Annotated in this window: 22 protein-coding genes; 1 reads left to right on the top strand and 21 read right to left on the bottom strand. The window is 42.9% G+C overall.

Going from position 1 to position 14,857, the window contains the following annotated elements:
* Nucleotides 1–20: 20 nt before the first annotated feature.
* Genes rpsQ through rpsJ form a run of 11 tightly spaced genes read right to left on the bottom strand, consistent with a single transcriptional unit; the run spans nt 21 to nt 4,976 of the window.
* Nucleotides 21–275, bottom strand: coding sequence for a 30S ribosomal protein S17 (gene rpsQ / locus HGT73_RS07725; RefSeq protein WP_013510766.1), 255 nt, complete (start codon nt 273–275; stop codon nt 21–23).
* A complete protein-coding gene (rpmC, locus tag HGT73_RS07730; protein WP_048912854.1) occupies nt 275–466 on the bottom strand; it encodes a 50S ribosomal protein L29 in 192 nt (63 codons plus the stop codon). The genes rpsQ and rpmC overlap by 1 nt, the downstream gene beginning before the upstream one ends.
* A complete protein-coding gene (gene rplP, locus HGT73_RS07735) occupies nt 466–876 on the bottom strand; it encodes a 50S ribosomal protein L16 (protein WP_014542598.1) in 411 nt (136 codons plus the stop codon). The genes rpmC and rplP overlap by 1 nt, the downstream gene beginning before the upstream one ends.
* A gap of 11 nt (nt 877–887) precedes the next feature.
* Nucleotides 888–1,589, bottom strand: a complete 702-nt coding sequence (rpsC, locus tag HGT73_RS07740; RefSeq protein ID WP_048912855.1) for a 30S ribosomal protein S3 — start codon at nt 1,587–1,589, stop codon at nt 888–890.
* Between the two features lie 17 nt (nt 1,590–1,606).
* The gene (gene rplV, locus HGT73_RS07745) at nt 1,607–1,939 is read right to left on the bottom strand and encodes a 50S ribosomal protein L22 (protein ID WP_000447532.1); all 333 of its coding nucleotides are present in this window, start codon (nt 1,937–1,939) and stop codon (nt 1,607–1,609) included.
* A gap of 14 nt (nt 1,940–1,953) precedes the next feature.
* Nucleotides 1,954–2,232 carry a 30S ribosomal protein S19 gene (gene rpsS, locus HGT73_RS07750; RefSeq protein ID WP_004929772.1) on the bottom strand — a complete coding sequence of 93 codons (279 nt, stop codon included), beginning with the start codon at nt 2,230–2,232 and terminating at the stop codon, nt 1,954–1,956.
* A gap of 16 nt (nt 2,233–2,248) precedes the next feature.
* The gene (rplB, locus tag HGT73_RS07755) at nt 2,249–3,073 is read right to left on the bottom strand and encodes a 50S ribosomal protein L2 (RefSeq protein ID WP_048912856.1); all 825 of its coding nucleotides are present in this window, start codon (nt 3,071–3,073) and stop codon (nt 2,249–2,251) included.
* A 17-nt stretch (nt 3,074–3,090) separates the two neighbouring features.
* Complete coding sequence (rplW, locus tag HGT73_RS07760) at nt 3,091–3,393, bottom strand: 50S ribosomal protein L23 (RefSeq protein ID WP_092678362.1); 303 nt, start codon at nt 3,391–3,393, stop codon at nt 3,091–3,093.
* Nucleotides 3,390–3,995: a 50S ribosomal protein L4 gene (rplD, locus tag HGT73_RS07765; protein ID WP_048912858.1), complete on the bottom strand. Its 606-nt coding sequence runs from the start codon at nt 3,993–3,995 to the stop codon at nt 3,390–3,392. Before rplD ends, rplW begins: the two co-directional genes overlap by 4 nt.
* A 10-nt stretch (nt 3,996–4,005) precedes the next feature.
* Nucleotides 4,006–4,632, bottom strand: a complete 627-nt coding sequence (rplC, locus tag HGT73_RS07770) for a 50S ribosomal protein L3 (RefSeq protein ID WP_048912859.1) — start codon at nt 4,630–4,632, stop codon at nt 4,006–4,008.
* A 32-nt stretch (nt 4,633–4,664) separates the two neighbouring features.
* Complete coding sequence (rpsJ, locus tag HGT73_RS07775; protein ID WP_001181005.1) at nt 4,665–4,976, bottom strand: 30S ribosomal protein S10; 312 nt, start codon at nt 4,974–4,976, stop codon at nt 4,665–4,667.
* A gap of 580 nt (nt 4,977–5,556) precedes the next feature.
* On the opposite strand from rpsJ, the gene HGT73_RS07780 reads away from it, so the two are divergent.
* A complete protein-coding gene (locus tag HGT73_RS07780; protein ID WP_214213327.1) occupies nt 5,557–6,063 on the top strand; it encodes a prepilin peptidase in 507 nt (168 codons plus the stop codon).
* A 10-nt stretch (nt 6,064–6,073) separates the two neighbouring features.
* Here the strand turns inward: HGT73_RS07780 and HGT73_RS07785 are convergent, their stop codons facing one another.
* From HGT73_RS07785 to tusD, 10 genes are all read right to left on the bottom strand, one after another.
* Nucleotides 6,074–7,207: an ABC transporter permease gene (locus HGT73_RS07785; protein WP_214213329.1), complete on the bottom strand. Its 1,134-nt coding sequence runs from the start codon at nt 7,205–7,207 to the stop codon at nt 6,074–6,076.
* A 14-nt stretch (nt 7,208–7,221) separates the two neighbouring features.
* Nucleotides 7,222–8,106, bottom strand: a complete 885-nt coding sequence (locus HGT73_RS07790; protein WP_214213331.1) for an ABC transporter ATP-binding protein — start codon at nt 8,104–8,106, stop codon at nt 7,222–7,224.
* Nucleotides 8,103–9,047 (bottom strand): HlyD family secretion protein, encoded by a 945-nt coding sequence (locus tag HGT73_RS07795; RefSeq protein WP_214213333.1) that lies wholly within the window; start codon nt 9,045–9,047, stop codon nt 8,103–8,105. Before HGT73_RS07795 ends, HGT73_RS07790 begins: the two co-directional genes overlap by 4 nt.
* Nucleotides 9,048–9,214: 167 nt before the next feature.
* Nucleotides 9,215–10,399: an elongation factor Tu gene (gene tuf / locus HGT73_RS07800; protein WP_214213335.1), complete on the bottom strand. Its 1,185-nt coding sequence runs from the start codon at nt 10,397–10,399 to the stop codon at nt 9,215–9,217.
* Nucleotides 10,400–10,466: 67 nt separating this feature from the next.
* Nucleotides 10,467–12,581: an elongation factor G gene (gene fusA, locus HGT73_RS07805; protein WP_214213337.1), complete on the bottom strand. Its 2,115-nt coding sequence runs from the start codon at nt 12,579–12,581 to the stop codon at nt 10,467–10,469.
* A 94-nt stretch (nt 12,582–12,675) separates the two neighbouring features.
* Nucleotides 12,676–13,146, bottom strand: coding sequence for a 30S ribosomal protein S7 (gene rpsG / locus HGT73_RS07810; protein ID WP_048912872.1), 471 nt, complete (start codon nt 13,144–13,146; stop codon nt 12,676–12,678).
* A gap of 96 nt (nt 13,147–13,242) precedes the next feature.
* Complete coding sequence (gene rpsL, locus HGT73_RS07815) at nt 13,243–13,617, bottom strand: 30S ribosomal protein S12 (RefSeq protein WP_006120575.1); 375 nt, start codon at nt 13,615–13,617, stop codon at nt 13,243–13,245.
* Between the two features lie 123 nt (nt 13,618–13,740).
* The gene (gene tusB / locus HGT73_RS07820) at nt 13,741–14,031 is read right to left on the bottom strand and encodes a sulfurtransferase complex subunit TusB (protein ID WP_214213339.1); all 291 of its coding nucleotides are present in this window, start codon (nt 14,029–14,031) and stop codon (nt 13,741–13,743) included.
* A gap of 9 nt (nt 14,032–14,040) precedes the next feature.
* Entirely contained in the window at nt 14,041–14,406 is a 366-nt protein-coding gene (tusC, locus tag HGT73_RS07825) for a sulfurtransferase complex subunit TusC (protein ID WP_407073151.1), read from the bottom strand.
* Nucleotides 14,400–14,777: a sulfurtransferase complex subunit TusD gene (tusD, locus tag HGT73_RS07830; RefSeq protein WP_214213684.1), complete on the bottom strand. Its 378-nt coding sequence runs from the start codon at nt 14,775–14,777 to the stop codon at nt 14,400–14,402. The genes tusC and tusD overlap by 7 nt, the downstream gene beginning before the upstream one ends.
* Nucleotides 14,778–14,857 lie beyond the last annotated feature (80 nt).

A 14,857-nucleotide genomic window follows, 5' to 3' on the forward strand; every position in this document is an offset into this window, starting at 1 on the left:
TTCACAGAAAAGTGATTCTATTACAGAACCGCTTTTTCCACAACACGAACAAGTGTCCAAGACTTAGTCTTTGACAGTGGACGGCATTCGCGGATTTCAACCACGTCACCAATACCACATTCATTGTTCTCATCATGGATGTGAAGCTTAGTCGTACGTTTGATGAATTTACCGTAAATTGGGTGTTTCACGAAACGTTCGATAGCAACAACTGCAGATTTTTGCATTTTGTCACTAACAACACGACCTTGCAAAGTACGAATTTTATCAGTCATTACGCACCCGCCTTTTGAGTCAGTAAAGTCTTAACGCGTGCAACATCACGACGAGCTTGTTTCAGCAGATGGGTCTGCTGTAGCTGTCCAGATGCTGCCTGCATGCGCAGGTTAAACTGTTCACGCAGGAGGTTAAGCAGCTCAGTGTTCAATTCTTCAACACTTTTTTCACGCAGCTCAGTTGCTTTCATTACATCACCGTCTTAGTTACAAAGGTGGTTTTGATAGGCAGTTTTGCTGCTGCCAGCTTAAATGCCTCACGGGCCAGCTCTTCTGGTACGCCGTCCATTTCATACAGGACTTTGCCAGGCTGGATTAGGGCAACCCAATACTCTACGTTACCCTTACCTTTACCCATACGCACTTCAAGCGGCTTTTCAGTAATTGGTTTGTCCGGGAATACACGGATCCAAATTTTACCTTGACGCTTAACTGCACGGGTCATAGCACGACGTGCTGCTTCGATCTGACGTGCAGTCAGACGACCACGGCCAACAGCTTTCAGACCGAAAGTACCGAAGCTGATATCCGTGCCTTGCGCTAGACCGCGGTTACGGCCTTTGTGCACTTTACGGAATTTCGTACGCTTTGGTTGTAACATAGCGACTCTCCTTACTTACGGCCTTTACGCTGCTGCTTTTTAGGTTGAGCAGCCGGTTTTTCCGATTGTTCAACAGCAGCCATACCACCCAGGATCTCACCTTTGAAGATCCATACCTTAACGCCGATTACACCATAAGTGGTGTGCGCTTCAGAAGTGTTGTAGTCAATGTCTGCACGTAGAGTGTGCAATGGAACACGACCTTCACGGTACCATTCGGTACGTGCGATCTCTGCTCCGCCTAAACGGCCACTAACTTCAACTTTAATTCCTTTAGCGCCAAGACGCATTGCGTTCTGTACAGCACGCTTCATAGCACGACGGAACATAACACGACGTTCCAGCTGTGAAGTAATGCTGTCAGCAACCAATTTAGCGTCAAGTTCCGGTTTACGGACTTCAGCGATATTGATCTGAGCAGGAACGCCAGCGATTTTCGCGACGACCGTACGCAGTTTTTCTACGTCTTCACCTTTTTTACCGATAACGATGCCAGGGCGAGCAGTGTGAATAGTCACACGGATGCTTTTCGCTGGGCGCTCGATAACGATACGAGATACAGACGCTTTAGCCAGTTCTTTAGTCAGGAACTGACGTACTTTAAAATCGCTGTCTAGGTTGTCAGCGAATTCTTTGGTATTGGCGAACCAAGTAGAGTTCCAGGGTTTAACAATACCCAGGCGAATACCATTAGGATGTACTTTCTGACCCATTGCTAGTCTCCAGAGTCTCAGCGATCGGACACAACCACAGTAATGTGGCTGGTGCGCTTCAGGATACGATCTGCACGACCTTTTGCACGCGGCATAATACGCTTCATGCTTGGGCCTTCGTCTACGAAAATTTTCGTAACTTTCAGATCATCAATGTCAGCGCCATCGTTGTGTTCAGCGTTAGCAATGGCAGATTCTAAGACTTTCTTAACCAATACAGCCGCTTTCTTATTGGTGTAGGTTAGAATATCCAGAGCCTGCGACACTTTCTTACCGCGTACGAGATCCGCTACCAGACGAACCTTCTGCGCAGAAGAACGAGCGTGGCGATGTTTAGCGATAGTTTCCATCTCTTCCTCCTGCCTTAGCGTTTCTTAGCTTTCTTATCAGCCGCGTGGCCGCGATAAGTACGAGTCGGCGCAAATTCACCTAACTTGTGACCGACCATTTCATCGGAAACAAATACAGGTACGTGCTGACGACCATTATGGACAGCGATGGTCAAACCGATCATGTTAGGAAAGATCGTTGAACGACGGGACCAAGTGCGCAAAGGCTTCTTGTCTCCGCTTTCCACCGCTTTCTCTACCTTCTTCAGCAAGTGCAGGTCAATAAAAGGACCTTTCTTGAGAGAACGTGGCATGGCTTATCCTCTAATATTATTTTTTGCTACGGCGACGTACGATAAACTTATCAGTACGCTTGTTGCTACGGGTCTTCTTACCTTTGGTTTGAACGCCCCACGGAGTTACCGGGTGCTTACCAAAGTTACGACCTTCACCACCACCGTGCGGGTGATCGACTGGGTTCATTGCAGTACCGCGAACGGTAGGACGAACACCACGCCAGCGAGTTGCACCTGCTTTACCAAGTACGCGGAGCATATGCTCTGCATTACCAACTTCACCTAGTGTCGCACGGCAGTCAGCTTCGACTTTACGCATTTCACCAGAACGAAGACGCAGGGTCACGTAGGAACCATCACGTGCAATAATTTGCACATATGCGCCAGCAGAACGTGCCAATTGGCCGCCCTTGCCAGGTTTCATTTCTACGTTGTGTACAGTAGAACCTACTGGGATGTTACGCATAGGCAGGGTATTACCTGCTTTAATTGCTGCATCAACACCAGATTGGATCTGATCACCAGCTTTCAGGCCTTTAGGGGCCAGGATGTAACGACGCTCACCATCTTTGTACAGAACCAATGCAATATTTGCAGAACGGTTCGGATCATACTCAAGACGTTCAACAACTGCTGGGATACCGTCTTTGTTGCGTTTAAAGTCAACAATACGATATGCACGCTTGTGACCACCACCGATATGACGAGTAGTGATACGACCGTTGTTGTTACGACCACCAGACTTGCTGTTTTTTTCCAGCAGTGGGGCGTATGGCTTGCCTTTGTGCAGCTCTGGGTTCACCACTTTAACTACGTGGCGACGACCCGGAGATGTCGGTTTACATTTAACAATTGCCATTGTTTCTCTCCTCCGACTTACTCTGCGCCGCCGACGAAGTCCAGATTCTGGCCTTCTTTCAGGGTCACGTAAGCTTTTTTCCAGTCGCTACGACGACCAACACGCTGTCCGTGACGCTTAACTTTACCTTTAACCAGTAAAGTGTTCACATCTTTAACTTCAACTTCAAACAGCTTTTCTACGGCAGCTACGATTTCTGCTTTGGTCGCGTCTTTTGCAACTTTGAGTACGATGGTATTTGTTTTTTCCATCGCGGCAGACGCTTTTTCAGAAACGTGCGGTGCACGCACTACTTTCAGCAGACGTTCTTCACGAATCATGCCAGCATCTCCTCAACTTGCTTAACTGCGTCAGCAGTCATTACGACTTTGTCGAAGGCAATCAAGCTAACTGGATCGATTCCTGCTGCATCACGCACATCAACCTTGTACAGGTTACGCGCAGCCAGGAACAGATTCTCATCCAGTTCACCGGTGATGATCAGTACATCTTCCAATGCCATATCTTTCAGTTTCTGTGCCAGCAACTTAGTTTTAGGTGCTTCTACAGAGAACTTCTCGACAACGATCAGACGTTCTTGACGTACCAGTTCAGACAGAATGCTTTTCAGCGCTCCACGGTACATCTTTTTGTTAACTTTCTGACTGTGGTCCTGCGGACGTGCAGCGAAGGTTACTCCACCAGAACGCCAGATTGGGCTCTTAGCAGAACCTGCACGCGCACGGCCAGTACCTTTTTGACGCCATGGTTTCTTTCCAGAACCAGTGACTTCGGCACGTGTTTTTTGCGCACGGGTACCTTGACGGGCACCTGCTGCGTAAGCAACAACAACCTGGTGAACCAGCGCTTCGTTAAAATCACGACCGAAGGTAGTTTCGGAAACAGTCAGCGCGCTCTGCGCGTCTTTCAATACTAATTCCATTGCTATCCCCTTACGCCTTCACAGCTGGTTTAACAATCAGGTCGCTACCGGTAGCTCCCGGAACAGCACCTTTGACCAGCAGCAGGTTGCGTTCAGCATCTACGCGAACGACTTCTAAGCTCTGAACGGTTACACGCTCATTACCTAATTGACCTGCCATTTTCTTGCCTTTGAACACTTTGCCCGGAGTCTGGTTCTGACCGATAGAACCCGGAACACGGTGAGACAAGGAGTTACCGTGCGTCGCGTCCTGGGTACGGAAGTTCCAGCGCTTAACGGTACCTGCGAAACCTTTACCTTTAGAGGTGCCAGTTACATCTACTTTTTTAACGTCAGCGAAAATTTCAACACTGATGCTTTGACCAACGGTGTATTCAGCGCTTTCAGCACGGAATTCCCATAAGCCACGGCCAGCTTCAACGCCAGCTTTAGCAAAATGACCTGCTTCTGGTTTTACTACACGGTTTGCTTTTTTAGCACCGGTAGTGACCTGGATAGCTTGGTAACCATCGTTCTCTAGGCTCTTAACCTGAGTAACACGGTTTGCTTCAACTTCGATTACGGTTACTGGGATAGAAACGCCTTCTTCAGTGAAGATACGCGTCATACCCACTTTCTTACCGACTAAACCAATCATTGTATCAACCTCTCAATCGCTCGATGTCCTGATTAACCCAGGCTGATCTGCACGTCAACACCTGCAGCCAGGTCTAGACGCATCAGAGCATCAACGGTTTTTTCAGTTGGCTCAACGATGTCTACCAGACGTTTGTGAGTGCGAATTTCGTACTGATCACGCGCATCTTTGTTAACGTGCGGAGAAATCAGAACGGTAAAGCGCTCTTTGCGAGTCGGCAGCGGGATCGGGCCACGTACTTGCGCACCAGTGCGCTTAGCAGTTTCGACGATTTCCGCGGTTGATTGATCGATCAGACGATGATCAAACGCTTTAAGACGAATACGGATTCTTTGGTTCTGCATGAGACCAGAGCTCCAAACATTTTATAAACGAAAATGATTACTCCTCGTACCCATTACGATTGATGGGAGAGTGTAATCGTTCAGCATATAACTCCCCAATCGGGAGTATTATTAGAGGTAGCAAATCGCTACTCTGCGATTCAGCTCGAATCGCGCCCCTATAACGAGCGAGCTTGCGCATTATACTTAGATATTTTGTCAATGCAACCCTTGTTTGGTTTTTGTACTTAACTGTGAGATACCTCCACGATTTTCGATGGCTTTAAATCGATAAGGGAGATATTTGCAGCGAGGTATGTACATTTCAGACTCATTCCTCGACACGACTCCCACCGATGTTTATGACTATTCTCCATAATGTGATTCTTCGAGGTCTAGTAGTATGCTTACACTCAATTTGTTAGCCTTATCTCTTTTGTCATTTACACTAATTCGGTGCAGCTTAGTCTGCTATGTACCCGGTATTCCAGTTCATCAATGGTATCTAAGGACGATGACTCGATGGTGTTCTTATACACCAAGGTTGACACGACTCGATCAGCTTTTCACTTCAATCTTATACCCGTGTTGGACTTTAATTTTGAGCTCTTATCTAGTATTACAATTCGCTACCGGTGCATTACCTTTCCACTATTTCATTTTCAGTTTATTTAGCACTCTTCTTTTACTTTTAGCCTGTATTGATTGGTATTATTTTTTACTTCCTAACCCTATAGTAGGAGCATTGACGCTGACCGGCGTCGGTCTTTCTCCTTGGCTATTAGGCCTTAATGTTATATCGATTCTAATTACGGCTTTAAGCTGTTATGTCCTGCTCTGGCTAATAAATCGTTTGTACTTTGCATTTAAAAAAAAAGTAGGTTTAGGACAGGGCGATATGAAATTTATCGTAGCATTGGCAACTTGGTTTGATGTTCAACAACTTGCAATTATTATTATTTCAGCATCACTAACCGCTATCCCCTTCTACTGCTATCACTACTTGTACTCCCACAGCAAAATCGTCATCATTCCCTATGGAACCTTCTTGTCCTTGTCCGGGATAGGCTGTTTTTATATTTACCACATGCCAAGCCTGTTTGATTGAGCATAAAATTCTAAAAAGATTTACCCCAGCGTCTATTCACCAGAATGTAAGCAATCAGGGACGTAACAATGAAGATAGCGAACAGATGAGATAGGTCATTTGTCATCTGAAAAATACTGTCCCCTTTTATCATAATACCCCTCACTAACCGTATGAAATGAGTTAATGGAATTAGACTACCGAGTATTTGCGACCATATAGGCATTGCTTCAAAGGGTGATAGAAATCCCGATAGCATGTTAGAAAATAGAAAGTAAAAAGACAGTATTTGCATTGCTTGAAGTTGATTATGGATAAGGGTAGTGAGAATGATACCGATGGTGACACTGAGAACAATAAACAAAATAGAAACGACTATAAGCTCAAAATAAGACCCTTGCATAGGAATTTTCATTACTATCACACTTACCATTAACATGAGGGTTAACTGAATTATACCAATTATCAGATAAGGTATAGATTTTCCAATTATATAATGTAAACCACCTATCCCTGCATTATGAATATGTAACAGCGTTCCCCGCTCTCTTTCTTTCACGATAGATAAAGATGCCATTAACATCGGCATTATCGATAGGATCATCCCTATCAAACCAGGAATGATATTGATCTTTGTATCACCCGTCGGATTATACCATTTTCTTGATATTAGAGTGGTTGTGACGTTAGATTTTCCATTGCCTGCAGAAAATTTACGCAGTTCCTTATCTTGAACATGGGAAATTAAGTATTGTAATACTTGTAACGCGTTAGCCGTGCTGTTGGGATCAGTTGCATCTGTTTCAACAAGAATTTGTGAATCGCGATTATTCAAAATATCCTTCGAGAAAGATGCAGGTATATGAATGACGATTTTCACATCTCCAGTAAATGTACTTTTCCTCTGCGGGTTACCATCATGCTGTACATCTACATTAAAGTACCCGCTTGTTCTCATTCCATTAATAATATTTCTTGAGAATAATGAATTATCATTATCAATGACAACAGTCGATATATTTTTAGAATCCATATTGACTGAATAACCCATAATAATCAAATTAATAATAGGCATAGCTATAATCAATAGAATTATAATTTTATCTCTAATGATTTCTTTAAATTCTTTTTTTATTAGTGCAGAAAAAATATTGTTTTGTAACATATATTTATTATCGCTTAGTGACAGGATAAATTATAGAGCACTGATTCAAGCGGGGTTGTGATGATTTCTATTACTAGATCAGGGTATTTTATTTTTAATTCTTCTATATTTAGATAGCCTGTAACAGATAACCATTTATCTCTATGTACTATTTGAATTTTTTTTACTCTCAACATTTCAGTAAAAAACTCATCAAAGGATTCACCTTTAACCAATATTGTAGTGAGAGAATGAGACTGAAGCAATTGCGATAAGCTCCCTGCAAAAAGCAAATCACCTTTATTCATATAAAATAATCTATCACACTTTTCAATTTCATCTATAGCATGAGTGACAATCAATATTGTCATACCTTGCGCTGAAAGTTCATATATCAAATTCCAAAATTCTTTGCGCGATAATGGATCAACACTTGCTGTCGGCTCATCAAGAAACAACATTTTTGGACTGTGAACTATGGCACAAGCGAGAGATAATTTCTGTTTCCATCCCCCTGATAAATGCCGCGCTAAGGTATTCTTAAAACGATCAAGACCCAGTCTTATCATCAATAATTCAACTTTATTATCAACATCGCTTACGCCTCTTATTGTTCCAATAAACTTTAAATTTTCTATGACAGTTAACGACTCCCATAAAGTAAAATTTTGTGTCATATAACCGATACTCGATTTGATTTTAGCCTGTTCGAGGGAGATGTCGAATCCCATGCAGCTACCACTACCGCCATCGATTGAGATTAATCCACATATAATATTAATAAGAGTAGATTTACCACTTCCGTTAGGGCCTATAAATCCTATTATTTTCCCTTCAGGAATTTCTAAAGAAATATCGTTTATTACTTTAATTTTATTGAATGATTTACATATACTACTTAGCTCAACACAGTGCTTCATTTTAAAATAATCTCTACTGGTATCCCTGCAGGTAAACTAACTCCTTTTTCTTTTATCCGAGCTTCAACTAAATAAACTAAATTATCATTTCTACTATCATACAACATTGGTGGTGTATATTCAGGAGCTGGGGATATGTAATTGACTTTTGCTTCATATTCTTTTTTTATATCATGAATATTTACGAAAATAGTATCACCCAGTTTAGTTTTATACAGTTGAGTTCTGTTCAGATAAAATATTATTTTTATTTCATCTTCAGGGATAATTACTATAATGGGACTCGCTACTGCAACTGCTTCACCTTTTTTACGTAAAATATCATGTACCATTCCATTTATTGGACTTTTTAGTGTTGATTTAGCAATATCAACATTTACTTTTTCTATCTGAATTCCTATATTTTCTATTCTAATACGTTGTGCATTGATCTCATCTTCTCTAGCTGGTAAAATCTTATTAGCCAATTCTGCTTCTTTACTTTTTAACTCATAATTTATTTTTTGTACTTTTAATTTTTCATTTTCTAACTCATCTATCGAAAGAAATCCTTTTTTATGTAGCGTCTGCTTTCTTTCTAAGATTGAATTCATTTTTTTACTTTCATTTGACAATCGTCTGATATCTATCGCGATAATATCTATCTCGCTTTGACGTATTCCTTTTTCAATATTTTTTAAAATGGATTCTTCATACTGCTTATTTTTTATAAGATTATCTCTTTGGTTAAGTAAAGCCTCACTATCTAGTTTTAATAAAGGCATATCTATCTTTACTTTATCACCTTTATTAACCATCATAGATTTAATTATAGAGGGATACTCTGATGATATATAAAAATATTCATTCTCTGTAAACCCTTGAGTATTACTATTTTTATCTTTACATGATGAAATTAAGAATATAACGATAAGAATCACTGGATAAAAAGTTAATCTCATAAAAATCCATTTATATTAAGCAGTTAACTTTCTAAATTATATTCTCGGTTTGAAATAAAACAAACAATATTTTCTTATTAAATTTACTTATATCCGTTATTATTATTTTTTTATTAATTAAAAAAAAAGAGCGCCTAAGCGCTCTTTTCCCAGTAAAGTTATATCAATTAAGCGATAACTTTAGCAACAACGCCCGCACCTACGGTACGACCACCTTCACGGATTGCGAAGCGTAAGCCGTCATCCATTGCGATTGGGTGGATTAAGGTAACAACCATTTTGATGTTGTCGCCTGGCATTACCATTTCAACGCCTTCTGGCAGTTCGATGGTTCCAGTCACGTCAGTTGTACGGAAATAGAACTGTGGACGGTAGCCTTTGAAGAACGGAGTATGACGGCCGCCTTCATCTTTAGACAGAATATAGACTTCTGACTCGAACTGGGTGTGTGGCTTGATTGAACCTGGTTTTGCAAGAACTTGACCACGTTCGATTTCTTCACGCTTGATACCACGCAGAAGAACACCTACGTTCTCACCTGCTTGACCTTGGTCAAGTAGCTTACGGAACATTTCTACACCAGTACAAGTCGATTTCGCAGTATCTTTGATACCAACGATTTCAACTTCTTCACCAACTTTAACGATTCCGCGCTCTACACGACCGGTAACAACTGTACCACGGCCTGAGATTGAGAATACGTCTTCGATTGGCAGAAGGAATGGCAGGTCGATGGCACGTTGTGGTTCTGGGATGTATGAATCTAAGTAACCAGCCAGTTCTACAACTTTAGCTTCCCACTCTGCGTCGCCTTCCAGTGCTTTAAGCGCTGAACCACGAACGATTGGCGTGTCATCGCCTGGGAAGTCATATTGTGACAGCAGGTCACGAACTTCCATTTCAACGAGCTCTAACAGCTCTTCATCATCAACCATGTCACATTTGTTCAGGAACACGATGATGTAAGGAACACCTACTTGGCGACCTAACAGGATGTGCTCACGGGTTTGTGGCATAGGGCCATCAGTTGCCGCAACAACTAGGATAGCGCCGTCCATTTGCGCAGCACCGGTGATCATGTTTTTAACATAATCGGCGTGTCCTGGGCAGTCAACGTGTGCGTAGTGACGAGTTGGTGTTTCGTACTCTACGTGTGAAGTGTTGATGGTGATACCACGTGCTTTTTCTTCTGGTGCGTTATCGATTTGATCGAATGCGCGCGCAGCACCGCCGTAAGTTTTTGCTAAAACGGTAGTGATTGCAGCAGTTAAAGTGGTTTTACCGTGGTCAACGTGACCGATGGTTCCCACGTTTACGTGTGGTTTATTACGTTGAAATTGCTCTTTAGCCATGGCTATATTCCTTACTGTTATGCCCTCATTCTCGATGAGGGCATGGGATCAAATGTAAACCGTAGTTTTATTTGCTACGTGCTTCAATAACAGCCTGCGCAACGTTATTCGGCGCATCGTCATACTTCAAGAACTCCATGGAGTAAGAAGCACGACCTTTAGTCAGAGAACGCAACTGAGTCGCATACCCAAACATTTCGGACAATGGTACTTCGGCATGAATCTCAACGCCAGTTGCGTTTGATTCTTGACCTTTCAACATACCACGACGTCTGCTCAGGTCACCGATAACATCACCAGTGTGCTCTTCCGGAGTCTCTACTTCAACTTTCATGATTGGCTCAAGCAGAACAGGGTTCGCTTGTTTAAAGCCTTGTTTGAAAGCTAATGATGCAGCCAGTTTAAACGCTAGTTCTGATGAGTCAACATCATGGTAAGAACCGAAGTGCAGACGAACACCTAAGTCTACTACCGGGTAACCCGCTAATGGACCTGATTTCAGCTGCTCTTGCAGACCTTTGTCAACCGCAGGGATGTATTCTGTTGGAATTACACCACCTTTGATATCGTTGATGAACTCGTAACCTTTCGGATTTGAGCCTGGCTCTAATGGGTACATATCGATCACAACATGACCATATTGTCCACGACCACCTGACTGCTTAGCATGTTTACCTTCAACATCGGTAATTTTGCTACGAATCGCTTCACGGTAAGCAACCTGTGGTTTACCCACGTTCGCTTCAACGTTGAACTCACGCTTCATACGGTCAACGATGATATCTAGGTGAAGCTCACCCATACCAGCGATGATTGTCTGGTTAGACTCTTCATCCGTCCATACACGGAAAGATGGATCTTCTTTTGCCAGACGACCCAGAGCAAGACCCATTTTTTCTTGGTCAGCTTTGGTTTTCGGTTCAACCGCGATTGAGATTACTGGCTCTGGGAATTCCATACGCTCTAAAATAATAGGCGCGCTAGGATCACACAGGGTATCACCAGTAATAACATCTTTCAGACCGATTGCTGCAGCGATATCACCAGCACGAACTTCGCTGATTTCTTCACGCTTGTTAGCATGCATCTGAACGATACGGCCTAAACGCTCACGTTGTGATTTCACTGAGTTCAGTACGGTATCACCAGAGTTAACAACACCGGAATATACACGGAAGAACGTCAAGTTACCGACAAACGGGTCGTTGGCAATTTTAAATGCTAATGCTGAGAATGGCTCGCTATCATCTGAACGACGTTCAGCTGGCGTATCTTTACCATCGTCTAACATTCCTTTAATAGCAGGAACTTCAACTGGTGATGGCAGATATTCGATAACGGCATCAAGCATCGCCTGAACACCTTTGTTCTTAAACGCAGAACCACAGGTGACCAGAATAATTTCGTTGTTCAGAACACGTTGACGCAGCGCATTTTTGATCTCTGCTTCAGTCAGTTCTTCACCACCAAGGTATTTTTCCATCAGCTCTTCTGACGCTTCAGCGGCAGACTCGATGAGGTTTTGACGCCACTCTTCAGCTAATTCTTGCAGTTCTGCAGGAATTTCTTCGTAGTCAAAAGTAGTCCCTTGGTCAGCATCATTCCAGTTGATGGCTTTCATTTTTACCAGATCGACAACACCGGTAAAACCTTCCTCTGCACCAATCGCTAATTGCAATGGAACAGGGTTAGCACCTAAACGTGCTTTAATTTGACCAACAACTTTCAGGAAGTTCGCACCCATACGGTCCATTTTGTTAACGAACGCGATACGTGGAACTTTATATTTATTAGCCTGGCGCCATACGGTCTCAGACTGTGGCTGAACACCACCAACTGCACAGTAAACCATTACTGCACCGTCAAGAACACGCATTGAACGCTCTACTTCGATAGTAAAGTCAACGTGTCCCGGGGTATCAATGATATTGATACGGTGTGGTTCAAACTGTTTAGCCATACCCGACCAGAATGCAGTCGTCGCAGCAGAAGTGATGGTAATACCACGCTCCTGCTCCTGAGCCATCCAGTCCATTGTCGCAGCACCATCGTGAACTTCACCGATCTTATGACTTACACCGGTATAGAACAGGATACGCTCGGTAGTAGTAGTTTTACCGGCATCGATGTGTGCACTGATACCGATATTTCGGTAACGTGAAATGGGTGTTTTACGAGCCATTTGATTCCTCTGAATTCTAGGACGTTCTATTTAAGTTAACCACAGCGGGTCAGCTTTTAGAGCGCCCGCTGGGTTAACAACTATACCGAAGGGATTACCAACGGTAGTGAGCGAACGCCTTGTTGGCTTCGGCCATACGGTGAACGTCTTCACGTTTCTTCACTGCAGTACCTTTGTTCTCTGCAGCGTCAGAAAGTTCGTTCGCCAAGCGAAGAGCCATAGATTTATCACCGCGTTTACGAGCAGCTTCAACGATCCAACGCATTGCTAATGCATTACGACGAACCGGACGTACTTCAACTGGAACCTGATAAGTTGAACCACCAACACGGCGTGATTTAACTTCGACTGTTGGACGAACGTTGTCTAAAGCAACCTCGAACGCTTCCAGTTCAGATTTACCAGAGCGCTGAGCCAGGGTCTCAAGCGCGTTATATACGATAGATTCTGCAGTAGATTTTTTACCATCTACCATCAGAATATTTACAAATTTTGCCAGTAGCTCTGATCCGAACTTAGGATCCGGCAGAATTTTACGTTGACCAATTACACGACGACGTGGCATGGAATATCTCCGTTGATAATTCAGGATTGTCCAAAACTCTACGAGTTTATTTTGACATTTATGTTAAAACGTTTGGCCTTACTTAACGGAGAACCATTAAGCCTTTGGCTTCTTCACACCGTACTTAGAACGAGACTGCTTACGGTCTTTAACGCCGGAACAGTCAAGTGCGCCGCGAACGGTATGGTAACGCACACCAGGTAAGTCTTTAACACGACCACCACGGATCAGGATCACGGAGTGTTCCTGTAGGTTATGACCTTCACCACCGATATAGGAGGTAACTTCAAAACCGTTGGTTAAGCGAACACGACAAACTTTACGTAATGCTGAGTTCGGTTTTTTTGGAGTAGTAGTATATACACGGGTACATACACCACGTTTTTGCGGGCAAGCTTCCAGCGCAGGTACGTTGCTTTTTGCAACTTTACGTACGCGTGGTTTGCGAACCAGCTGGTTAACTGTTGCCATTAAATAGCTCCTGGTTTTGCTTTTGCTTCGTAAACACGTATTAAATCTACCTCATATTTCTATGAGGACGCAGAATTTTAGGGCTGAGTATAGAGGGTGTCAAGAAATAACCAACATATCGTATTACCAAGTGATCTGTTTCGATTGCTTTACAGTCAATTCAACGAACTGATCGTAACTTACCATTTCAAACATCTCATCGATCAATGTAGTGATTCCTCGGGCTTGCGCATCCTCTTTTAAGAGGTACAGCCCAGTCCTCTTTTTTTCTAAAAACGAAAAAAAATAATGATTATTTTTTATTGCGCCATACACAGCATCTTGTAGCAGAAGAACATCATCCCTTTCACCGATGAATGTCTCAAGATACGTCATATCAATAGTTGCAGGTGATGACATTATTAGATGGAGCATCGATCCCCCTTAGAAACTAATAATTCTATCGTAGCCGTTCAACTGCATTTGGATTTCTGCTATTGAGAGCGCCTTAACAGCTATATCTCCCATTGCTTCTTTCAGCATACCCCGGGTCGTTAACGACTGCTGGCACACATACACATTCTCAATGTCATAAAGCTCAAGTAGCTTAAAGGCCACAATATAATCACGCGCAAAAATGGTCTTTGGTTGTTGGGAATTGAGAAGGTGGAAAACGCCCTCTCCAATAAAAAAAACCCCAATATCTTCACTTAATGCGGCTGTGGCAAGAAGTGCATCCAGTCCTTCGCGTCCAGAACTTGAGCCGTGCGGGGGATGTTTAAAAATAAAAGCGATTGAGTTCATTAAAATTGCACTGTTCTATCACATGTTAACATGGCCTTTGCCAACGAGCCCAACCCTGAAAAGTTGAACGATGAGTGAACATTATACATACCTTCGCACGCATGCTCACTGTCGACCATTCCACGTCGTAAAGCTGCTGATACGCAGATATTGAGTTCGATCTTATTTTCTTTACTCAGCTTTACCCATTCTTTGACAAGATCGTGTTCATCACTAGCTGGCGAAGTCAGTGAATTTGCATTGCTCACTGCATCTTGATAGAAAAAAATTGAATCAATACTGTGTTTTGCCTCAAGTAGTGCTTTCGCAAACATCCATGCACTAGTGGCATTTTGAGTCCCGTAGGCAGGCCCTGTCACTACAATGGCGTAGCGCATCACTCTGTCTCCAAGTCAATGCAAAGGTCAGAAAAAAGGGAGAACACCACTGCTAAGCAGTGGTGTCGAGCAGACTAGGC

The organism is Rosenbergiella australiborealis (assembly GCF_018494035.1).
GTDB lineage: Bacteria > Pseudomonadota > Gammaproteobacteria > Enterobacterales > Enterobacteriaceae > Rosenbergiella > Rosenbergiella australiborealis.

Excerpts from the sequence above, each read along its gene's own strand:
- rpsQ (WP_013510766.1), bottom strand. The coding sequence starts at position 275 with ATGACTGATAAAATTCGTACTTTGCAAGGTCGTGTTGTTAGTGACAAA.
- rpmC (WP_048912854.1), bottom strand. The coding sequence starts at position 466 with ATGAAAGCAACTGAGCTGCGTGAAAAAAGTGTTGAAGAATTGAACACT.
- rplP (WP_014542598.1), bottom strand. The coding sequence starts at position 876 with ATGTTACAACCAAAGCGTACGAAATTCCGTAAAGTGCACAAAGGCCGT.
- rpsC (WP_048912855.1), bottom strand. The coding sequence starts at position 1,589 with ATGGGTCAGAAAGTACATCCTAATGGTATTCGCCTGGGTATTGTTAAA.
- rplV (WP_000447532.1), bottom strand. The coding sequence starts at position 1,939 with ATGGAAACTATCGCTAAACATCGCCACGCTCGTTCTTCTGCGCAGAAG.
- rpsS (WP_004929772.1), bottom strand. The coding sequence starts at position 2,232 with ATGCCACGTTCTCTCAAGAAAGGTCCTTTTATTGACCTGCACTTGCTG.
- rplB (WP_048912856.1), bottom strand. The coding sequence starts at position 3,073 with ATGGCAATTGTTAAATGTAAACCGACATCTCCGGGTCGTCGCCACGTA.
- rplW (WP_092678362.1), bottom strand. The coding sequence starts at position 3,393 with ATGATTCGTGAAGAACGTCTGCTGAAAGTAGTGCGTGCACCGCACGTT.
- rplD (WP_048912858.1), bottom strand. The coding sequence starts at position 3,995 with ATGGAATTAGTATTGAAAGACGCGCAGAGCGCGCTGACTGTTTCCGAA.
- rplC (WP_048912859.1), bottom strand. The coding sequence starts at position 4,632 with ATGATTGGTTTAGTCGGTAAGAAAGTGGGTATGACGCGTATCTTCACT.
- rpsJ (WP_001181005.1), bottom strand. The coding sequence starts at position 4,976 with ATGCAGAACCAAAGAATCCGTATTCGTCTTAAAGCGTTTGATCATCGT.
- HGT73_RS07785 (WP_214213329.1), bottom strand. The coding sequence starts at position 7,207 with ATGTTACAAAACAATATTTTTTCTGCACTAATAAAAAAAGAATTTAAA.
- HGT73_RS07790 (WP_214213331.1), bottom strand. The coding sequence starts at position 8,106 with ATGAAGCACTGTGTTGAGCTAAGTAGTATATGTAAATCATTCAATAAA.
- HGT73_RS07795 (WP_214213333.1), bottom strand. The coding sequence starts at position 9,047 with ATGAGATTAACTTTTTATCCAGTGATTCTTATCGTTATATTCTTAATT.
- tuf (WP_214213335.1), bottom strand. The coding sequence starts at position 10,399 with ATGGCTAAAGAGCAATTTCAACGTAATAAACCACACGTAAACGTGGGA.
- fusA (WP_214213337.1), bottom strand. The coding sequence starts at position 12,581 with ATGGCTCGTAAAACACCCATTTCACGTTACCGAAATATCGGTATCAGT.
- rpsG (WP_048912872.1), bottom strand. The coding sequence starts at position 13,146 with ATGCCACGTCGTCGTGTAATTGGTCAACGTAAAATTCTGCCGGATCCT.
- rpsL (WP_006120575.1), bottom strand. The coding sequence starts at position 13,617 with ATGGCAACAGTTAACCAGCTGGTTCGCAAACCACGCGTACGTAAAGTT.
- tusB (WP_214213339.1), bottom strand. The coding sequence starts at position 14,031 with ATGCTCCATCTAATAATGTCATCACCTGCAACTATTGATATGACGTAT.
- tusD (WP_214213684.1), bottom strand. The coding sequence starts at position 14,777 with ATGCGCTACGCCATTGTAGTGACAGGGCCTGCCTACGGGACTCAAAAT.